The sequence below is a fragment of the Neopusillimonas maritima genome (assembly GCF_003576595.1).
Classification (GTDB): Bacteria; Pseudomonadota; Gammaproteobacteria; order Burkholderiales; family Burkholderiaceae_B; genus Neopusillimonas; species Neopusillimonas maritima.
On sequence record NZ_NQOU01000004.1, the window covers coordinates 171,480 to 190,138 of the forward strand.

Here is an 18,659-nt window from a genome sequence, read left to right on the forward strand (position 1 = left end):
AATCAGGAACGGCTTTCAAGTCTTATCAACAGGCCTGGCGCTCCAGTATGCCGGCAAAGCCGTGCGCCACTTGCAATAGAAACGCATCATCGCCGCACGGTGCCGCTATTTGCAAGCCAACCGGAAAGCCGTCGGCATCGGTACCGCAGGGAATTGAAATAGCGGGCATTCCTGTTAAGTTAAAAGGCATGGTTAGCCGCGTTAACGCCGGGTGAATCGGCAATGACGTACCCCCAACGTCGATATGGCGCGCCAGTTTGGGCGCCCCCACCGGCACGGTTGGCGTGAGCAATACACGGGGGCCATCCAGTAATGTCGTTAAAGACTGGCGTAACTGGTTACGTAAGCGCTGCGCCTTAATGTAATCAACCGCCCTGATAAATTGACCGGCCTCAAGGCGTGTTCGCACTTCCTCGCCCAAACCCTCGGGATGCAAAAGCGCCCGATCAAGGTGCAACTGACCTGCCTCGGCACACAGCGTCATGAACTGAAGTGTGGGCGCCAAATCAAGCTCGGGCACAGTGGCGCGCAATACATCCACACCTTCATTACGTAACTGTTCAACTACATTGTTAAAGGCCTTGGCCACGCCCGGATCGAGAATATCGAAAAAAAAGTTCTCGGGAATCACAACCTGCACATTCGGCAACGCCAACGGTTGCGCCAGCCGCGGTGCCGTGCACGCAGACCCCGTCATAATGTCGGTGAGTACAGCCGCTTGTTCCACTGTTTTTGCAAAAACGCCGACATGGTCAAGCGACCATCCCAACGGCAACATGCCATCGCACGAAATCAAACCATAACTGGGTTTGAATCCAACAATGCCGCACAAGGCAGCCGGCATACGCACTGAACCGGCGGTGTCGGTGCCCAAAGCCGCATCCGCCATGCCGGTTGCCACCGCCACCGCCGACCCCCCGCTGGAACCGCCGGGGACCCGCTCTGGGTCGGCAGGATGACCCACCCGGCCAACATGCGGATTATCGGTTGTCGCGCCATAGGCAAGTTCATGCATGGTTGTCATCCCCAGCACAATCGCCCCTGCCGCCTCCAGACGCGTAACACACGGTGCGCTGCTATCCGGGGTAAACGCCGGTATTGCCCGCGTTCCCGACGTCATCGGCATACCCTGCACTTCAAAGCAATCTTTAATCGCCAGCGTCACCCCGGCCAAGACACCCTCCTGTTGCGATCGCGAACGAAACGCGTCAACCAAACGGGCTTTTTCGTAAGCCGACTCCGCCGCAATATGCTGAAAAGCATTCAATTCGGGACGCGACTGAATCTGCGCCAAGCCTTGTTCAACATTATTGACGGCGCTGAAAGACGATGCGTCGAGGCCGAACGCACGCTGCGCCAACGACTCAACGCCCAACGTGGCGGTCGCGCACACGCCGGCGCGTGCCGATGTCGGCAAACCAATCGGGTCGGCATCATAAAAACAAGCCGCCGAGCTGATTCGCTGCATGTCAGGCAAGTGCATACCCAAACGCGCCACCCAAGCCGGCTGTTGTTCCGGATGGGCCACATCGAAAAGCTGCGTTGCGCTTGAAACATAATCCCCAAGCGTTTTGAGATCGAAGGGAACGCGGGTCATGCGATGTGTCTCCTGAATAAAGCCGCCTGGATTAAGCAGCGCCGTTCGCACTTAATAAAGCGAAGGTTTCAATCACTGAAGCCGGATCGGCGATGCCCTTGCCTGCAATATCATGAGCAGAACCATGACCAACACTGGAAAAGCGCACAGGTGTGCCAATAGTAAGCGCACTGGCACGCAAAGGGCTCAACAGTTTGATTGGAATATGGCCCTGATCATGAAACGGAGCCAGGTACACATCGTGACGGCGATGCGCAAGCAAAACATCGGCACCCACCGGCCCGCTAACGACATAACCTTGGTCAATTAAACGTTGCACCATGGGTACCGCAATACACTCATCTTCCCGGCCAAACAAGCCCCCCTCGCCGGCATGAGGGTTAATTCCCATAACAGCCAGATGCGGCGCTTGCACACCCAAACCTTTTGTTGCCTCGATTGCCGCAACAGCCGCACTTTCAAACAGTTCCGGTGTCATTCTGGCCAGGGCAGACTGTACACTTTCATGCAGAGTGACATGGGCAATACGTAACCCACCCGCGACCAGCATAAGAAAGACTTTATCGGCGGGGGTACCGGTTAAGCGGGCAATTAGCCCCGGATAACCGGAAAACGCAATACCGGCCTGATGAACGGCGGTTTCAGAATGAGGGCAACCAATAACGGCTTCAACCCGGCCGCTTTGGGCCAGTTCAACCGCTTTACACACGTATGCAACGGTTGCCTCGCCGGCTGCAGCCGAAACCTCGCCGGGCTTAAAACAGGCGGCAGACAAAGCCTGCACCGGCTCATAAACCAGACACCTCTCAGTTGAAGCCTCCCCTTTGCACCATTGGGAGAAACTTAGAAGCGCGCAATCCTTATCGTATTGCGTCAGGTAATGCGCAATCACATGCGCATCCCCAACCAACACAGGCTGCGCACCCCGCCCTTGCAGCGACAAAGCGGCTTTCACCGCAATTTCAGGCCCAATCCCGTTGGGGTCGCCAATCGCAATCGCAATACAAGGGTTCATCTACGTCTCATGGTTACAGGGGAATCGCCAACAGGGTGTCAATCGCAATACTGTCGCAAACCACCTGGCGTTTTTCAATGGCCAGTTCGCTGCCTTGTATCAATAACTGGTCAACGTACTTACCTGATGCAAACAAGCTCATTTCACCCGTACGCATCGTTCGGGTAACCAGAAATGGCGTTTCCGCTTGGATGGTTCTTTCGCCAACACTATTAATCAATGGTGTTCCAACGATATGCCTGTAGCGATGGCGCTCATATATGTTGGCCTCCCGCAGGGCATTCACACGATCATGCAACATATTTCGGCTATCGGCATAAATAAGAACTGCAGGCCTTTGCTTTTGATAATTTTCAGCTGTCGTAATTTTGTACAGACATTGCTCAGTAAAAAAACGTGGCCATATCTCGAGATTATCCTCATCGAGGCTGGCGACGTAGCGAGCATTTAACTGACTCAGCTCATTGATATGTACTTGTGTAGCGCTCATAATTCCGACGACATGACAAAAGCATCGCAATAAAAACTGTTGCCGGGTAGATCCCTGAGCTGCATGAAATCCTTTCGAGCCGCATTAACCATTGCCGGAACGCCACATACATATACATCAACGCTCTCCAGGCTTGCAAAATCGTCCATAACCGCGTTGTGCACCAAACCTTCGCGGTCGACACCATTTTTCTCTTCAGACAGCACGGGAACAAACGTAAAATTAGGAAAGCGGCTCGCCCACTTTTGCGCGAGGCTGGCCAAATAGATATCCACCTTTCGGCGCCCACCCCAATATAAATACACGGGTACTGAGGGGAAGCCCGATTTCATAAGCGTTTCGATGATTGACTTAACTGGTGCAAACCCGGTTCCGCTTACAACAAACAACAACGGCTTGCTAATCTCTCGAAGATAGAAACTGCCAAGAGGAAGCTCTATACTAAGGTAATCACCAACGCACGCCGTTTCCTCAAGATAAGAAGAGAACGCCCCTCCGGGAACGTGTCTTACATGCAATTGAACAGAATCCGTTTGATGCGAAGGGCTTGCCATCGAGTAACTTCGAAAACCGCCTTCTTGTAGTTGGATATTAAGGTACTGCCCCGCTTTAAATTTCACCCTAACACCCGCGGGAAAGCGCAAACTCAGAATACTGACGTCGTCAGTAACTCGATCAAGTTTGTAAAGTTTGGCGCGGACTTTCTTGACCGCATCGGGATCCATACGGTCAATGGATGTCACTTGAATTGTTAAATCGGTTTCAGCCCGGGCCTGACAAAATAAAGTCCAGCCATTCGATCTCTCTTCGTCAGTCAGAGCACCCGGCTCCCTGTCAAACGCAATGCTGCCTTCTTTAACAACACCTTTGCAACTCCCGCACACGCCATTACGGCACGAATAAGGTAACGCGTATCCAGCCCGCTTGGCCGATTCGAGAATTGTTTGACCGCTCTCGCACTCAAAAACAATATCCGTACCATCAACGATCACTTTAGTCATGAGCCTTGCTTATTCCTTGCACAAACATCTTACAAAGGGATGGCCAGCAAAGTATCAATGCTAATACTGTCGCAAACCACTACACGCTTCTTGAGTCGAATCCCCGAAGCTGTTCGGACTAACTCATCAACATATTTCCCGGTTGCGAACATGCTGATTTCGCCACCCCGCATGATGCGACTTACAAAAAACGCGGTTTCGCAAGCGATCACTTCCTGACCGTCTTCGATAAGCGGCATGCCGATTAAATGGCGGTAGCGATGGCTTTCGTATATGTTCGCCTCTCTAAGGGCACTAATGCGGTCGCTGAGCATCCCTTTACTATTGGCGTATATCAACCCGGCGGGCCGACCAGCCTCATAATTTTCAACGGTGGTCACCTTGTACAGGCAATGATCAATAAAAAAGTTTGGCCACGCCTCAAGCCGGTCACCGTCTATGCATGCGGCATAAGCGGTATTAAACTTGTTAATTTCTTCAAAAATAGATTCACTCATGCGTTAAAGCCCCATATGACTTCTATAAGCGTGCCAGAACCCTCGCACCGATGTTTCCGTCGCACGATAATCTGCGCTTTCAATATTGACCCCCCCCATTTGCACGACGCTATATTGGTCGGAGGCACATTGAATGCCTCTTTGAACGAAACCGCCAACCGCTCCATCCTCCATCGATACAAACCCTGAAGCACCAATCAAATTGGACTGCTTTAGCCGCATTTCTTCTAGTTCGGCACTATCGTCTTCAAAACCGATGTATGTCCAGTTCAGCTCGGTTGACTCAACGCCTTTTGGAAGAATTTGCCGAACCGCGATGCTATTTTGAATTTGCTGCAAAACAAACCCTGGAAATACCGACAATATCTGCAAGGTGACGCCATCACCGAACTCATCCACACCTTCAAGCAAGCTGGGGTCCGCTAACCGATAATCATCTTTATCTGATCTAAGCTTTTCTTTCTGATATTCCTCACTTTCGGAACTCTTTTTATCAATGACCGAGTAACTTACGTGATGAGCGCCGGTATCACTAACGATAACCCCACCTCGTTGAGATAAACGATTGATTTTGAATGTCGTGAAAAACACATGCAACAAGCTCGCATGGTAAGTATCTTTTACATTTTCAAAGTACAGCTTCCAATTGTTGGGAAGCATTTGTTTAAATTTTCCCAATACACGAATCGGCTTATGCAACACTCGTTCGATTCGACCCAGAATTTCCTCACCCAGATAATCCTCAATTGAAGGTACATCTTCATCCAGACTACCAAACACAATTCCGCAAACAGTGGCAACACGCAGTTTGCGCGGATCATAGTGTTCTTTCTGAAAGTCTGCAGGCATTCCACCTTTTCCGCCAACCCCATTCTGAAAAGCGATTCCTTTGAGGCTACCGGATAAGTCATAACTCCAGGCATGGTAAACACATGTCAATTCAGACGCGTTCCCACTATCAGTGATCGCTATAAGCGCTCCTCGATGAGCACATCTATTTTCAAAGGCATAAATTTCGCCATCCTGGTCCCTCGTAACCACAACCGGCATTTCACCTACAAAAGTAGTGATGTAATCACCAGCATTGGGAATCTCAGCCTCAAGACACAAATACCCCCAGGTAGGCCCCTGATAAATCTTTTCCTGTTCTTGCCTCAAGATCTCGGGATGCTGATATACCCAGTAAGGAATGTGAGACGTATCTTCATCCCACTTCAGGCTCGTATGATTGTTTTCAAACTCTAATTTGTTCATTTACGACTCTGCTCAACAATTTATCAACATGCCTCAGTGACAAACTTGGTAACAACGTAGCCATCGAAAGTTTCTGTCCCACCTTCGCTACCAATGCCACTATCTTTGACGCCGCCCAAAGGTGTTTCTGCCAACGCTATACCAAAGTGATTAACGTTGACCATGCCCGCCTCAAGGTTTGTCGACATAAAACTGGCTCGTTTTAAAGATTTTGTGAAAACGTATGACGCCAAACCATACGGAAGGCTATTTGCTCGCCTGAGCACGTCGTCAATCGTGTCAAAATGCGTAATCGGAACAACGGGGCCAAATGGTTCATTGACCATAATGTCAGCATCATCACTTACATCAGCTAAAACCGTAGGGCTGAAAAAATAGCCTTTCTCAAAATTTGCGGGCTGAGCTGCGACAACCTGTGCACCACGTTTTGTCGCGTCGTCGACCAAATGCTGCATTGCTTCGACACGACGCCGATGCGCCAACGGCCCCATCTTTGTGGCTGGGTCCAGTCCATCACCAACGCGCAAATCCGCTATTGCACTGCAAAATTTATCAATAAAACTTTGATAAACCGGCTTTTGAATGTAAAAACGACTAGGCGCAATACATACTTGACCAGCATTTCGCATTTTCAAACTCACCAACAGTGCAACTGCAGCGTCAATATCTGCATCGTCGAATACGACAACCGGTGAATGACCTCCCAACTCCATGGTGATCCGTTTCATGTGTGCACCGGCCAACGACGCCAAGTGTTTACCCACAGGAACCGACCCAGTGAACGAAACCTTCCGAACGATTGGCGAAGTAAGCAAATGCTGTGACACTTCCGGTGGGTTACCCCACACAATATTGAGACAACCTGGCGGCAGGCCAGCATCTTCAAATATCTGCGCAAGCGCAACAACCGCACTAGGCGCATCTTCCGGCCCTTTTAGAACCAGAGTGCAACCTGCCCCCAAGGCAGCAACCATTTTGCGTATCGCTTGGTTGTAGGGAAAGTTCCATGGAGTGAAAGCAACACAAACCCCTACGGGCTCTTTCGTCACGAACTGCCTGACCCCCTCAACCCTTGGCGGAATAGTGCGCCCATATATCCGCCGGCATTCCTCAGCATGCCATTCAGCTTGTTCTGCACAGTTCAAAATCTCTATCCGTGCTTCTGCCAAAGGCTTACCCATATCAAGGGTTATATTGCGCGCTATTTCATCGACCCGTTCACGTGTTAATTCGGCCACCTTGCGCAATATTTTTGACCGCTCGAGAGGAGAGGAACGACGCCACGACTGATATGCCTTATGTGCTGCACCAAGTGCCAAATCCAGATCCTTAGCCGTCGCCGTTGGCAACTTTCCGATCACCTCCTCAGTAGCCGGATTCACGACGTCCAGGCAATCCCTTTGATCAGCACCAATAAAATGGCCATCGATATACAACGAAAGTTCTGTGTACATATTTAATCCCTGGTTTTAAAGGAACACAGAGCCACCGTCGACTGCCAAAGTCTGTCCGGTAATGAATCCAGCGGCATCCGAGATCAGGAAGTTGAGTGCGCCCGTCAAGTCCTCAGGAACTTGATCTCGTTGAATCGAACGCGAAAGCTTGCGCGTTACGTCACCCATTTGCGAATGCAGGTCGTTTTTCAACACACCATCAGACAGCGTAAAACCTGGCGCAATTGCATTGACAGTAATACCTGCACCACCCAGCTCGCGGGCCAGCGAACGGGTAAAGGCAATGACCGCACCCTTGCTCGCAACATAATGCGACATATTAGGAGGCCCTTTAATGGGGACAGTGGACGCAATATTAACGATCCTCCCCCAACTGTTCTCACGCATGGATGGAGCCACTGCTTTAGCGCATATGAACGGACCCAGAGTATTGACCTCCATCACCCTCATCCATTCCTCATTTGAGATCTCCTCGAATGGACGCAAGGTCAAATTGGTAAAGAGCCCTGCATTGTTTACTAACGCATCGATTCGCCCGAATTTCACCAACGACTGCTTAACCATATTGTTAACATCATCGCTATTGACAACATCGACCTTTACACCAAGCGCATCGCTGCCCTGATCAATAAGACTGTTTGCCGCCTCTTCACTTCCGTTCAAGTCTGCAATAACGATCTTGTGGCCCTCTGACGACAAACTTTGCGCGAATTTGAACCCAATACCACTTGCACCGCCCGTAACAATCACTACTTTTGAACTTTCTTTCATTTTCTTAACTCAAATTAATGCTCTTTGATCGAATGGTTAAACCTGATGAGACGGTATATGCACAACGAACTCATCTATATCGCCTGACATAACAAGTTGACAGGACAGACGACTAGTCTCTTTGCGCTCACTCGCGGCACTTTCGATCATTTCCACTTCAACATCCGCGATCGGCGGCACCAAATGTGTCGATGCCGGATCGACAAAAACGTGACAGGTCGCACACATTGCAGAGCCACCACACTCCGCCACAATGCCGTCAACTGAATTGGAAACTGCGGCTTGCATAACGGTGACCCCCGGTGCAACCTCAATAACGTCTCGGCTACCATCGGGTTGAACATAAGTTACTTTTGTCATATCTCTCTTCTTGCTGAATCAGTAATAAGAAATGGTGCTGCTCTATAGCGCTACTACACGTGCCGGGATTTGCTTGAATCCTCGGACGGTGTTGTTGTAATGTCGCACGGGTTCGCCCATCAGTTCGATTGAACGTACTTTTTTCGCGAACGCACGCAGAAGGATATCGCCCTCTAATCGCGCCATCATTTGGCCCGCACACCCATGGATACCAGTTCCAAACCCGATGTGACCCGTTGCTTTTCTTGACACATCGAACTTATCGGGGTCTGTCCAGCGCCGGGGATCCCTATTTGCAGAGCCAACAAACACGCAAATTTTCTGGTTCGCATCCATTTCTATGCCCGCCACCTCTACCGGCTTGGTGGTTGTCCGATAAAATGAATGAAAAGTCGGCTCGAACCGAATGACTTCCTCAATCGCCTGCCGAGCCAACTGCGGGTTTTCTCTGAGAACTTCGTATTGGTCGGGATACTTGGCGAAACAAAGCATTGCATTGCAAAGCGTAAATACGGTGGTATCAAGCCCTGCAGAAAGCAGCGTGCGTACCAGCATTCCTGCTTCTTCATGGGTTATTTCTCCCGCATCCGCCGCTTTATAAAGGTCAGAACCCAAACCATTGGGAGTCAGATTTTCTCTTTGGCATACATTGTTGATCCACTTCACCGACTCTTCAGCTTTAGCCAAGCGAGAAGTGAAGCGCTCATTCATAGGGCCAAATCCGTTGAACACCATATCACCATAAGGCAGTAAATTCTCCCTTCCCTCGGCAGGTAATCCAACCGCATCTGCAAATACTTTGAGCGGGTAAGCTTCACTAAAATCTTTTGCGGCGTCGAAATGTCCCATTTGAATAATCTTGTCTACCAAAGCGTCAGCTTCAGCCTCGAACGTTTCGCGCAATCTTCCAATCGACGCTGGCGATAATACTCTGGCCACAACCTTACGCGTTCTTGCGTGATGAGGTGGATCAGCCTCCAAGATAATGCTCGGTTTGCGCCATGGCTTTTCAGTATTGAAGTTAGTTAGCCCCACCCCTGCGCCGGAGCAAAATGTATGCGCATCAGACAAGACTGCATGCACCTCATCGTGTCGGCCTAGCGCATAAGCACCGTAGCGCTCCAGCAACACAACGGGCCCAGCTTCTCGAAGCTGCTCATAATAAGGATAAGGATCAATCAGAACCTCCTCCGCGTATGGATCAAAATCAGTAACGGGTACTGTATCCTTTGTAAAAGTGGCCAAACTAACCATGCGTTCGTCTCCTCCTAGCTGAATAACTTCCGCAGCACTTTGCGTTAAGCATTCGCACTACCATTGCCTATTTATTGCGCACAAGTTTAGGGAAGGATATACTTGCCGTCAAAGAAATCGATCATTTTGTGCGCATAGCGAATAAAGGCGAGGACGTGGCTAAGTCAACTCATCACAACGACGTAAACACCCAACAAGATACCCATCTCCCAAAAGACAGATCAAATGAAGATAAAGAGTACGTCGCCGGGCTCGAAAAAGGCCTTTCAATCATCGAGGCTTTCGGTATTAAAAACACGCCCCTTACGTTGAGTGAAGCTGCCGAGATTACTGGCCATTCACGTGCCTCGGCCAGAAGGTCTCTATTAACCCTACAAAAATTAGGTTATGTGGAATGCGACGACAAGCTGTTCCGTCTTGCACCCCGGGTACTTAGGCTCGGCCATGCTTATTTAACATCAACCGCTTTAGCACGCACAATTCAGCCCACACTTGAAGCAATTAGCGAACGGACGAATGAGTCGAGCTCCTTTGCCGTTCTGGATGGTTCCGACGCCGTGTTCGTGGCAAGAGCAGCAACCCGCAGAAGCCTTTCAAACGGATTGGGACTTGGTTCGAGACTGCCTGCCTACTGTGCGGCAACTGGTAGGGTATTGCTAGCAGACCTTGACCCCGACGAAGCAAAAACCCGCCTCGAGCGAAAGCCTCGTCAGAAGCTCACGCCCAATACGCGCATCGACATCCCCACGTTAATGTCATACTTGAATGAAGTACGAAGAGTCGGCTACGCGATCAGTGATGAGGAACTGGAGCTGGGTGTCCGATCACTTGCTGTACCGGTTAGAGACCAAAAAGGCCAAACCATTGGATCAATCAGCATCGTCAGCTCGACGTCAAGACGAAGCCTTGAGAACATGATCGAAAACCTGCTGCCCGAACTTGAAAGAGCACGGTGGATGGTTGCATCGTTGATCTAATAAGTATCTTACACACCAAGAAGGGTTTTAAGCCTGTCGGCGTCAGACAATAACTCTGAACTTGAACCCTCAAAAACAATCATACCTTTGACCATAATCAGGTTTCGTGTACTGATTTCTGTAATCGCCTCAAAATTCTTGTCAACGATTATCGTCGCGATACCAGACTCTCGAATAGCTGCTATGATCCGCCAAATTTCCTTGGCAATTAAGGGCGCCAATCCTTCAGTAGCTTCATCCAGAATTAACAAATCCGGGTTAGTCATCAAGGCTCGCCCAATACTCAGCATTTGTTGCTCCCCCCCCGATAACTGAGCGCCACCATTACTCAGCCGCTCCCTTAATCGCGGAAAAGAGTCTAGAACCCTGTCATAAGTCCAGTCAAGACGCCCATCTGATCCCGGACGCGCTCCGAGCAATAGATTCTCTTTCACCGACAAGTTGGGAAAGATACCACGCCCTTCAGGAACGTAGGCTATCCCCATGCATGCTACCTTATAGGTAGGCATACTCTTGCCTGACCTACCCTTAACAAAAACCTCTCCCTCCCGCGGCCGCACCACACCAACCAAACTTTTTATCAACGTGGATTTACCCATACCGTTGCGGCCCATCAGCCCAACGGTTTCACCACGCGAGATCGTGAAGTCTATCCCGTGCAAAATATGGCTCTGGCCATAATATGAATGAATTCCATGAGCACTCACTAATGCTTCTGACATATTGCATCAACCTTTAGTGTCCGAAATAAGCTTGCTGAACCTCGGCGCTGGCACGTACCCGATCGGGCGTGTCCGTCATCAGGACAGATCCATTTACCATCACCGTAATAATGTCTGCAATGGCAAATACGGCATCCATATCATGCTCCACCAGCAAAATACCATGTGTCTTTACAAGCTTTTTAAGCAGATCGATCATTTGAAAAGACTCTTCCGAACCCATTCCTGCGAGCGGCTCATCGAGCAACAAAACGCTCGGTTGCGTCGCAAGAACAATCGCTAACTCAAGCTGCCTTTGCTCACCATGAGATAATGCACTGGCAACCCGGCTTTCATAACCCTCTAATCCTGTTTCCCAAATCGCTTTCTCAGCAAGATTCTTATAGGGCTCATAATTGCTCGCGCTAGAAAAAACGGCGCCTAAGCGGGGCTCACGAGATTGCGCGGCCAAACGACAATTCTCCAGCACCGTAAACGTCGGAAAGATATTGGTTTTCTGATAGCTGCGACCAATTCCCAGCAGAGAACGCTCATTTGGTTGCAAATGTGTCACATCGAGATTACCCAAAAACACCGAGCCACTTGAGCAGGTTAAGTCGCCGGACAACATATTGATCAGGGTCGATTTTCCAGCACCATTCGGGCCGAGAATCGCATGCGTTTTACCTTTATAAACAGACAACGACACATTGTCGTTCGCAACCAGACCCCCAAAATGCTTGGATACATTTTCTGCTCTTAGCAACACATCGTTCATTACGCTTTCCCAACAAGTGCTTTAAACCGGCTGGGTAACGAAGCCAATCCACCCGGCAAGAACAAAACAAATAATACAATCGTTATGCCAAGCCACAGTTGCCACCAATCGGTATATGTCATGAAAACGTCTTTAAGCAAAATGAAGGCGAACGCCCCCACTATGCCGCCAACAAATTGACCCATACCACCAAATATCAACATAAGCAGGACATCTGCCGATTTATGCCAGGACAAAAGCTCCGGATTAACACCGTAACTTTGGGCAGCAAACAAGTAACCAGCCAAAGAAGCAAAAACGCTTGCAATGACAAAAACAATCAACTTATAACGAAAAACAGGAAAACCAATTGACAGCATTCGATGCTCATTTATTTTTATACCCTGCACCGCGCGCCCTAAAGGTGACCTCAAGAAAAACCACAATAAAACAACAGAGAAAAACAGCGCTGCCAAAATGAAGTAATACATGGTCAGAGGGTTTTCCAAATCCAGCAAAACCCAATTACCTATTTCCAACGTAGGCCGCGCATAGAGATTCAAACCATCCGTACTTCCACCAATGGCTGGAACATCATGCACAAGAAAATAAAACACTTGCGCAAATGCCAAAGTCACCATGATGAAATAAATGCCCTTGGTCCTTAAAACAAACAAGCCAACGATAAAGGAAAGTACTGCTGCGGCGATCAGCGCAACGGGCAACGTGATCCAAAAACTGTCGGTAACTTGATAATGAGTGGAAAGGAGCGCAAACGCATATGCGCCTACTCCAAACCATGCCGCATGCCCAAAGCTGATTAAACCCGCGTACCCCACCAGCAAATCCAGGCTGACTGCAAATAACGCTAGTATCACGATTCGGGACACCATGTCATTGTAGAAATCAAACCCAAGCGTCGGGAACAACAATAAAGCGATAAACATCACCGCCAAAAGCACATATTTATTTTTGCTTTCTACCATCAGTCTCACCGCTTAAAAATTCCGTCAGGTCGCCACAATAAAACCATGGCCATAATTATGTAGGTCAGCATCCCCGCTACACTCGGGAAAAACACGCTGCCAAAAGTGTCTGCAAATGCAATGACCATAGCCGCAAACAAGGCACCCCAAACAGAACCGATTCCCCCTATCACAACCACGACAAAACTTACAATCAACACTTCCATGCCCATCCCTGGCGCAACCGCCGAGGCCGGCGCGTTGATCATGCCCGCGAACGCGGCAAGCCCTACCCCGAGAGAAAACACGAGACGATTGACCATGCTGATATTGACTCCCAGAACTTCAGCCATACCACTATTTGTCGCCCCCGCTCGAATCATCGACCCGATGCGCGTTCGGTTAATTAATATATACATACCAATGGCGACCAAAACGCACACCCCGGACATAAACAGGCGATAGAACGGGTAAGACATAATGTCTCCGAGCGGTATGGAGAAATTCAGCCAAGCGGGGACATCAATGGAGTGAACTTCGTCACCGACGAAAATGCTGCGCAGCTCTTCAAATATCAAAATCAAGCCATAGCTCAAGAGAACCTGCTCAAGGTGATCTCTTTTATAAAGGTGCTTAAATAATGCCCACTCCAGAAGGGCGCCAATGATGACGCTTAAAATTGCCCCCAATATTACTGCGACGAAAAAATTTCCTGTAAGGCCAGTTATGGTGAACGCAAAATATGCACCCATCATATAGAAACTGCCATGCGCAATATTAATAACGCCCATCACACCAAATATAAGCGTAAGGCCACTTGCTATTAGAAACAAAAGCAATCCATACTGAATTGCGTTCAATGCCTGGATTAATAGTGACCCTAACAATATATCCATAATAGATTCTTCGATTTTTAATCGGGTGTTTCAAGCAAACAAAAAGACAAACGACCGCCGTTTTAAGACGACCGCTTGTCAAGGAGTAGCCGTTAAGATGTTACCGTTTGCAATCAGGGGAAGGGTCAGCCAGCGCTTCCACAGCAATACCCACCATGACATTCTGATCACCACGTGCTTCACGAATATACATATTCATGACAGGGTTATGTGATTTGGAAAATGACAGGGGCCCGCGAGGACTATCAAGCTTAGCGTTTTCCATCGCGCGAATCATGTCTTCTTTCTTGGAGGTATCCCCGTTGACTGCCTCAAGGCCCGCGATGAACAACTGCGCAGAATCATAACCCTGTACCGCAAACACATCAGGGGTTTCGCCATGGGCCTTCTTGTATGCCTCGATAAAGGCCTGATTTTTGGGGTTATCCAATCCATCGGCGTAATGCAATGCCGTCAGCATCCCCTGTGCAGAACTTCCTTGCGCCTCGAGCGTACCCTCTGTGAGGAATGCACCATATAAAGGGATCTTGTCTTTCAAGCCCGATGCTTCGTAGTCTTTTGTTAATTTCACCTGAGCAGCGCCTGCCACAAATGCATAAACAGCATCGGGTTGAAGTGTTGCAATTTCCGTGAGCAATGGCTGGAACTCAGTATTGGGGAAAGGAAGAGACAGATGCTTCAGCACCTTACCGCCACCCGCCTCGAAGGCTTCCTTGAAGCCCGCTGTTTGCTCGTCTCCGGCTGCGTAATTCCACGCCAAAGAAACAGCGGTTTTATGTTTTTGAGCCATTAATGCACCAACAGCATAGCCAGCTTGCCAATTAGAGAAAGAAGCTCTGAAGATGTTTGGTGAACATAAGGCGCCGGTTAACTCGTTTGCGCCAGCATTGGGAATAATCATTAGCGCACCCGTGTTCTTGGCCACGCGCGCCATCGTTAACGCAACACCAGAATGCACCGTACCCACAAGTACATCGACATTGTCGCGACGGATCAATTTATTGGCGTTCTCGTTTGCCTTCGCAGGAGCCGACTCATCGTCCAACTCAACATACTCGATGGTCCGGCCTGCGATTTTTCCACCCTTCTGATCAATCGCCAGCTTAAAACCATTAGTAATATTTTGACCCAACTCGGCGAACGTCCCGGAATATGGCAACATCAGCCCGACTTTCACGTCGTCGGCAGCATACGCCCCAACAGACGTGCAAGTCAGTGCAACTGCTGCTAGCAAACGTAATGAAAATTTGCGTCGCATAAATGTGTCTCCTCAATTTATTAAGTTCAATACCGCTAATCGCCCTCAAATAGTGTCTATTCTTGTAGTGCTTCTATCGTATAGCTCGTGCTTCAGGGGGCGCTAACAGGTTCAAAGTGTATGTTTCGCCACTTTTTAGTGTCAACGATTTCGGAACATTTATGCGCTATGCGAACAATCTTATGTGGCATCCTCCTCGATTTTGTTCATCTCAGTTTTCACAACCGCTACCTCGGTCCATGCAGAGCCCTGTACTCCAAACGGTTGCGTAACCGGCTGCGGCGTTAAGTTAGTAGCCAATCGCAACATGTCGGGTCGCGAATAATGCCCCGCCGAATCGCATGCATACTTCAGGAACACTATTTCAGATAAGTCCACATCGGCAACCAGGATGGTTTCGTCATCGGTATTCGGCCCGGCCAACATACGTCCGGTTGGCGACACAATCGCGCTCCAGCCACCGCCCGTGCGAATCATGTCCGGCTGGTCAACCAAGTCAAGCCGCTTGAGCACCTCATCATCAATCCGCGAACTGGCATTCACCACAAAGCATTGCCCCGCCCAGGCATGGTAGCGTGCCGCCGTTTCCACTACGTTGTTAAAGAAACCGGAATTGGGATCGTGCGTGAGCGCCGAAATACCGGGCCAGCACCCGATATGAATTTGCTGGCGCTGGCTAATGAGCGCATAACGCGCAAGATCCATGGTGTGTTCCCAACAAATCAACCCACCCATTCGGCCAATATCCGTATCGAATACGGGAAGATCGGAGCCATCCCCGCGGCCCCAGATAGTGCGCTCAACGTGCGTGGGCTGCAGTTTGCGATGCCGCCCCATAATGGCACCGGTGCGATCGAAATACAGTTGGGTGTTGTACAGCGTACCGCCATCGCGTTCCGATACGCCCAGCACCACATACACACCGGCACGTCGGGCCGCCGCGCCGATGCGGTCGGTGGCTTCGGTACCTACTTCAACACTATTTGTGAAAAGCTCGTAATACAGTGGCGCACCCCGCGTAGGCGTATGCGTCCAGATCCAGAACGGATAACCAGGCACAAAGGTTTCGGGAAATGCCACCAAGTCCGCGCCCTGCTCGGCCGACTCCTCAATTAAGCGACATGCCTTTTCAATTGACGCTTCCCGGTTCAGGAATACCGATGCCGCATGCACTGCCGCCGCACGAAATTTCGGAAAAGTATCAGCCATTTTGCCTCCTTTTGAATTAGCACCGTGCTATACATTGCACGCGTTTTATAACAATACTGCACTAGCATATAACCCATTTGAGAAACTTAAACAAGATTATGAGCACAACCATTACGGCTGCGGTGAGTCGCATTACCGGGCAACCCTTTTCACTTGAAACGCTTGAGCTTGAAGACCCGCGCGACAACGAAGTGCTGGTTCGCATTGTGGCAACCGGCATTTGCCACAGCGACTTGCACATGCGCAACGCGCCCGACCGTGTGCCCAAGCCTATTGTGCTGGGCCATGAGGGCGCGGGGGTGGTAGAGCGTGTTGGAAAATCGGTAAAGAAAGTGCAGCCAGGTGATCACGTGGTGATTACATTCGACTCATGCGGCGCGTGTCCCAATTGCACCCAAGGCCATGCAGCCTACTGCCAGTTCCTGCGTCGACACGCTTTTTCCGGCGCGCGCGCCGATGGCTCCACCGCACTAAGCTGCAACGGCGAAGTGATTCACAGTCATTTTTTCGGCCAGTCGTCGTTTGCCGGCTATAGCATCTGCACAGAGCGTAATGTCGTTCCGGTTGACCGCACGTTGCCATTATCATTGCTTGGCCCGCTAGGCTGCGGTATTCAAACGGGCGCAGGGGCGATGATTAACTCACTTAAAGTAGGTGCAGGCGATCGCGTCGCCGTGCTGGGTAGCGGCTCTGTTGGGTTGGCCGGTGTTATGGCCGCCCATGTGGCGGGTGCCGCCACCATTGTGGCGGTTGACCTGCAGGCGAATCGGCTGGCATTAGCCGAACAATTAGGCGCAACCCACACGTTAAAGAGCACCGACGGCGACCTGCTGAGCCAACTACAAGCCATTGCCCCACAGGGATTCAATGCCATCCTCGACACCACCGGCCATGACGGCCTAATTAAGCAAGCGGTGGCAGCACTGGCCGCCTTTGGTGTATGCGGTTTGGTGAATACTGTTTCTGGGGCTGACATTCACGCCAATATTCTTGACCTAGTGCGCGGCGGTCGCTCGGTACGAGGCATCCACCAAGGTGACAGCGTGCCCGAAATCTTTATTCCGAAGCTTATAGAACTGTTCAAGCAAGGCCGCTTTCCGTTCGACAAACTCATTCGCTTTTATGACTTTGCCGACATTAACCAGGCCATGGCAGACATGCATGCCGGCACCACCATCAAACCGGTTATCCGCATCAGCCCCGAGCCGTGATCAAAGCCAGCATTTTCTGAAAAAACGGATGTTCAGGATCGGCAAAGGCATTCATGACATCGAAATGATTCGCCCCCGGAACAGCGTAACGCTCCAGCCGACGATCGGGGCTTTCAAACGTTGACACATATAAGTCGGACTGCGCATTGAAAGCGTCCGACTCCGCCTGACCGCACACCACCAGTTGCGGCGCATTGCTGCGTAGCGGCAGATTCACCGGGCTGATCGCCGTTGCTTCTTCTGCATCCATACGCAATACATCATTTAACGGAATATCGACCAGCGGCCGCAAATCATGCAAGCCCGAAACCGGAACCCCCCCAAGAAACAAACTGGAAGGCAGGTTAGAGTCGTACGATGCCCAATCGGTGGCCATCATCATGGCGGTTAAATGCCCACCCGCCGAATGGCCGGATACAAACAACTTGCGCGATACGCCCAGCGCCTCAGCATTGCGCCAGATCCAGGCCATCGCCACCCTCACTTGCTGCACGATGTCGGTCATGCGCACATTCGGGCAAAAATCATAATTGATGGTAATGCACGACACGCCGCGCGCCACAAATGGTTCGGCCACGTAGCTATAAAACGATTTATCGCCCTTATGCCAATAACCGCCATGAATAAAAATCAATGTCGGGGCGTGTAAGCCGTTGTCGGCAAGAAAGCAGTCGAGCGTGCCACGGCTACCATGCCCGTATGACACGTCCAGCAGGCAACGCGCCTTTTCCCGAAATACTGCGCTTCGTTCACCCCAGGCCGGCCGGTAATTCACTTCCGCCCGCAAGATATCGAGTCCATAGCCGTTTTGATCGTATTCAATCTTGTCGACGTGCATTTTGCCCGTGCTCCCAGTCAAACCACTGCTTTGCTTCAAAGGCTGCATTCTACCGTCCCCTGATGCGGTTGCGCCAAACCGGCCACGATACGCTTAAAAGTACGGAAACCTGATTAAATTATTTCAATATAACTATAACGACTAGGTAAGGTAA

The 18,659-nt window shown here is 50.2% G+C and carries 19 protein-coding genes; 2 read left to right on the plus strand and 17 right to left on the minus strand.

Annotated elements, in window-relative coordinates; all coding sequences use genetic code 11:
• Positions 1 to 25 precede the first annotated feature (25 nt).
• From CJO09_RS11205 to CJO09_RS11250, 10 genes are read right to left on the minus strand one after another with little or no spacing between them, the layout of a single operon-like run.
• Positions 26 to 1,597 (minus strand): amidase, encoded by a 1,572-nt coding sequence (locus CJO09_RS11205; protein WP_119442416.1) that lies wholly within the window; start codon positions 1,595 to 1,597, stop codon positions 26 to 28.
• Positions 1,598 to 1,628: 31 nt separating this feature from the next.
• Positions 1,629 to 2,612 carry a PdxA family dehydrogenase gene (locus CJO09_RS11210; protein ID WP_119442417.1) on the minus strand — a complete coding sequence of 328 codons (984 nt, stop codon included), beginning with the start codon at positions 2,610 to 2,612 and terminating at the stop codon, positions 1,629 to 1,631.
• 13 nt (positions 2,613 to 2,625) lie between these two features.
• Positions 2,626 to 3,102 carry an aromatic-ring-hydroxylating dioxygenase subunit beta gene (locus tag CJO09_RS11215; RefSeq protein WP_119442418.1) on the minus strand — a complete coding sequence of 159 codons (477 nt, stop codon included), beginning with the start codon at positions 3,100 to 3,102 and terminating at the stop codon, positions 2,626 to 2,628.
• Positions 3,099 to 4,103 (minus strand): 2Fe-2S iron-sulfur cluster-binding protein, encoded by a 1,005-nt coding sequence (locus CJO09_RS11220; RefSeq protein WP_119442419.1) that lies wholly within the window; start codon positions 4,101 to 4,103, stop codon positions 3,099 to 3,101. The genes CJO09_RS11215 and CJO09_RS11220 overlap by 4 nt, the downstream gene beginning before the upstream one ends.
• A 29-nt stretch (positions 4,104 to 4,132) precedes the next feature.
• Complete coding sequence (locus CJO09_RS11225; protein ID WP_119442420.1) at positions 4,133 to 4,600, minus strand: aromatic-ring-hydroxylating dioxygenase subunit beta; 468 nt, start codon at positions 4,598 to 4,600, stop codon at positions 4,133 to 4,135.
• 3 nt (positions 4,601 to 4,603) lie between these two features.
• The gene (locus CJO09_RS11230; protein WP_119442421.1) at positions 4,604 to 5,854 is read right to left on the minus strand and encodes an aromatic ring-hydroxylating dioxygenase subunit alpha; all 1,251 of its coding nucleotides are present in this window, start codon (positions 5,852 to 5,854) and stop codon (positions 4,604 to 4,606) included.
• 23 nt (positions 5,855 to 5,877) lie between these two features.
• Positions 5,878 to 7,308, minus strand: a complete 1,431-nt coding sequence (locus CJO09_RS11235; protein ID WP_119442422.1) for an NAD-dependent succinate-semialdehyde dehydrogenase — start codon at positions 7,306 to 7,308, stop codon at positions 5,878 to 5,880.
• 15 nt (positions 7,309 to 7,323) lie between these two features.
• Positions 7,324 to 8,079 (minus strand): SDR family NAD(P)-dependent oxidoreductase, encoded by a 756-nt coding sequence (locus CJO09_RS11240; RefSeq protein WP_119442423.1) that lies wholly within the window; start codon positions 8,077 to 8,079, stop codon positions 7,324 to 7,326.
• Between the two features lie 36 nt (positions 8,080 to 8,115).
• Entirely contained in the window at positions 8,116 to 8,439 is a 324-nt protein-coding gene (locus tag CJO09_RS11245; RefSeq protein WP_119442424.1) for a 2Fe-2S iron-sulfur cluster-binding protein, read from the minus strand.
• Between the two features lie 42 nt (positions 8,440 to 8,481).
• Complete coding sequence (locus CJO09_RS11250; RefSeq protein WP_119442425.1) at positions 8,482 to 9,693, minus strand: cytochrome P450; 1,212 nt, start codon at positions 9,691 to 9,693, stop codon at positions 8,482 to 8,484.
• Positions 9,694 to 9,848: 155 nt separating this feature from the next.
• On the opposite strand from CJO09_RS11250, the gene CJO09_RS11255 reads away from it, so the two are divergent.
• Positions 9,849 to 10,670: an IclR family transcriptional regulator domain-containing protein gene (locus tag CJO09_RS11255; protein ID WP_119442567.1), complete on the plus strand. Its 822-nt coding sequence runs from the start codon at positions 9,849 to 9,851 to the stop codon at positions 10,668 to 10,670.
• Positions 10,671 to 10,678: 8 nt separating this feature from the next.
• On the opposite strand, the gene CJO09_RS11260 is transcribed toward CJO09_RS11255, so the two are convergent.
• The 6 genes from CJO09_RS11260 to CJO09_RS11285 all read right to left on the minus strand — a co-directional run bounded on the left by CJO09_RS11260 (position 10,679) and on the right by CJO09_RS11285 (position 16,456).
• Positions 10,679 to 11,392 carry an ABC transporter ATP-binding protein gene (locus CJO09_RS11260; RefSeq protein WP_119442426.1) on the minus strand — a complete coding sequence of 238 codons (714 nt, stop codon included), beginning with the start codon at positions 11,390 to 11,392 and terminating at the stop codon, positions 10,679 to 10,681.
• Between the two features lie 13 nt (positions 11,393 to 11,405).
• Positions 11,406 to 12,149 carry an ABC transporter ATP-binding protein gene (locus CJO09_RS11265; protein ID WP_119442427.1) on the minus strand — a complete coding sequence of 248 codons (744 nt, stop codon included), beginning with the start codon at positions 12,147 to 12,149 and terminating at the stop codon, positions 11,406 to 11,408.
• Positions 12,149 to 13,114, minus strand: a complete 966-nt coding sequence (locus CJO09_RS11270) for a branched-chain amino acid ABC transporter permease (protein WP_119442428.1) — start codon at positions 13,112 to 13,114, stop codon at positions 12,149 to 12,151. Before CJO09_RS11270 ends, CJO09_RS11265 begins: the two co-directional genes overlap by 1 nt.
• A 5-nt stretch (positions 13,115 to 13,119) precedes the next feature.
• On the minus strand, positions 13,120 to 13,989 hold the full coding sequence (locus CJO09_RS11275) for a branched-chain amino acid ABC transporter permease (RefSeq protein WP_119442429.1): 870 nt from the start codon (positions 13,987 to 13,989) through the stop codon (positions 13,120 to 13,122).
• Between the two features lie 100 nt (positions 13,990 to 14,089).
• Positions 14,090 to 15,247 carry an ABC transporter substrate-binding protein gene (locus CJO09_RS11280; RefSeq protein ID WP_119442430.1) on the minus strand — a complete coding sequence of 386 codons (1,158 nt, stop codon included), beginning with the start codon at positions 15,245 to 15,247 and terminating at the stop codon, positions 14,090 to 14,092.
• Positions 15,248 to 15,427: 180 nt separating this feature from the next.
• Positions 15,428 to 16,456 carry a carbon-nitrogen hydrolase family protein gene (locus CJO09_RS11285; protein ID WP_119442431.1) on the minus strand — a complete coding sequence of 343 codons (1,029 nt, stop codon included), beginning with the start codon at positions 16,454 to 16,456 and terminating at the stop codon, positions 15,428 to 15,430.
• Between the two features lie 98 nt (positions 16,457 to 16,554).
• Between CJO09_RS11285 and CJO09_RS11290 the strand changes: the two genes are divergently transcribed.
• The gene (locus CJO09_RS11290; protein WP_119442432.1) at positions 16,555 to 17,667 is read left to right on the plus strand and encodes an NAD(P)-dependent alcohol dehydrogenase; all 1,113 of its coding nucleotides are present in this window, start codon (positions 16,555 to 16,557) and stop codon (positions 17,665 to 17,667) included.
• On the opposite strand, the gene CJO09_RS11295 is transcribed toward CJO09_RS11290, so the two are convergent.
• Complete coding sequence (locus CJO09_RS11295; protein ID WP_119442433.1) at positions 17,651 to 18,553, minus strand: alpha/beta hydrolase; 903 nt, start codon at positions 18,551 to 18,553, stop codon at positions 17,651 to 17,653. The two genes, CJO09_RS11290 and CJO09_RS11295, sit on opposite strands and share 17 nt — an antisense overlap.
• Between the last annotated feature and the right edge of the window lie 106 nt (positions 18,554 to 18,659).